The organism is Aestuarium sp., from assembly GCF_023253315.1.
Taxonomy (GTDB): domain Bacteria; phylum Pseudomonadota; class Alphaproteobacteria; order Rhodobacterales; family Rhodobacteraceae; genus Marivivens; species Marivivens donghaensis.
The window spans coordinates 1-1,652 of sequence record NZ_JALRGW010000068.1 but is presented as its reverse complement, the minus strand read 5'-3'; the positions used below and the strand labels follow the sequence as shown (position 1 = coordinate 1,652).

At 34.8% G+C, this 1,652-nt stretch carries 2 protein-coding genes; one reads left to right on the top strand and one right to left on the bottom strand.

What is annotated here, in order from left to right:
• Positions 1 to 587: hypothetical protein (locus AC1QQ2_RS14090; protein ID WP_479713609.1), on the top strand; the 587-nt coding region annotated here is incomplete at its 5' end.
• A 113-nt stretch (positions 588 to 700) separates the two neighbouring features.
• On the opposite strand, the gene AC1QQ2_RS14085 is transcribed toward AC1QQ2_RS14090, so the two are convergent.
• Positions 701 to 1,624: a GYDIA family GHMP kinase gene (locus tag AC1QQ2_RS14085; protein ID WP_479713608.1), complete on the bottom strand. Its 924-nt coding sequence runs from the start codon at positions 1,622 to 1,624 to the stop codon at positions 701 to 703.
• Positions 1,625 to 1,652 lie beyond the last annotated feature (28 nt).

The following is a 1,652-nucleotide window of genomic DNA, read 5'->3' as shown; positions in this document are numbered from 1 at the left end:
AAGCTATGGACGAAAACTTTGGAGCTTTAGGAAATCAAAGAAACATTGTTAGATGGGCATTTGAAGCAGATACTAAAGTAGGTTCAGTAAAACGTTTTGAAGTTGCTAATGTAGGGCATGTAATTGCTGTTCTTAAAAATGTTGATGATTCAGGATTTACTCCAATCGATCAGGCAAGACCTTATGTAGAAGCAAAATTGAAAAAAGCTAAGAAAGTTGAAATGCTTAAAGCTAAAATGACTGCTGGTTCATTAGAGGCTATTGCTAAAGCTACAGGAAGTAAAGTAGAGCAAGCTGCTAATGTAACTCTTGATAATCCAATCTTAAATGGTGGTGTAGGTCAGGAGCCTAGAGTAGTTGGAAATGCATTTGCTTTGGCAGCAAACAAAATGTCTGCTCCAATTGAAGGAAATACAGGAGTATATGTTGTTAAAACAACAAGTGTAGTTAAAGCTCCTGCTGTTAAAGATGTAGCTCCTTATGTGGCTAAATTGAAAGCGCAATCTGCCGGAGATGCCAATAGAATTTTGCCAGCTCTTAAGGATATTGCTGAAATCAAAGACAATAGAAGAAATTTTAACTACTAATTTTATAGTATAGATTAATTTTAATTTCATATAAAAAAGTCCCGATAACTAAATTATCGGGACTTTTTTTATGCCTATTTGAGAAGTGTAAGGTTGTGTTTCTTTAAATTGATTTAACTTAAAATCATTTCGTGATAAGGAATTACGGTTTCAAATCCTTTAGATGAAAAATAAGTTTTCGGACTTATTTCGGAAATCACCATAATAAAATCGCCGCCCCAGGCCCCCAGACTTTTGATTTCTCCAATAAAGTCTGAAAACAATTCTTCTTTTACAGTAGTTGTTTCAAGGATTGTGCTCATGATGGCTTCGTGTTTGGCTATCGCATCGGCCATTGTTCGGGCACTTTTGGAGTGAACAATCTCATGGGTTAGTTTGTCTATCTTGCTGATGTTTTTTTCGGTATCGGCAGTTTTGTTGTTTTGATATTTGGCAATTGCATTCTTGCTGCTTTGTTTCTTATTTAGATAAACAAAATAGATAGTATCTGCAAAACCGGGGTTAAAATGTGCAACTTCAACTTTTGGTTTTCCGTTTTTTAAATGATAAATAATAGGATTATTATGCTGTGCACAGGCAATGTCATATCCGCTGCCTCCAAAGCTGTTTTGCAACAGTTCAAAGGCATCTATTTTGAGCCATTGCGCAATATTATTAATCAATGTAGAGGAAGTGCCTAATCCCCATTTTTTTGGAAAAGTCAATTCGGTTTTGATCTTGTAACCTTGGCTTTGGTTCAAAAATGATGGGTTTAATCGATAGGCTTCGTGAAGAATATTGATTAAAGTACTTTTAATAGTCTCTTCTTTTGGAACTTCAGGATTGCTGATTTCTGAAAAAAGGATTTTTTCTTCAAACCACATACTTCCGTCGCTATCATAACTTGTCCAATAGATTTCGGCTGTATTTCCCTCTTCGATGATTAATTTTTGACCAAATTTTGTTGGCAGAGCTAATGCTTTCGCACCGTCTAAAACCAAATATTCGGCTGTAATTAATAATTTTCCGTTGCTATAAAATGTTTTTTTTGTGTCCATTTTGGGATGTAATTAAAACAGATTTTAC

Coding starts and splice junctions, on each gene's coding strand:
- AC1QQ2_RS14085 (WP_479713608.1), bottom strand. CDS start 1,624: ATGGACACAAAAAAAACATTTTATAGCAACGGAAAATTATTAATTACA.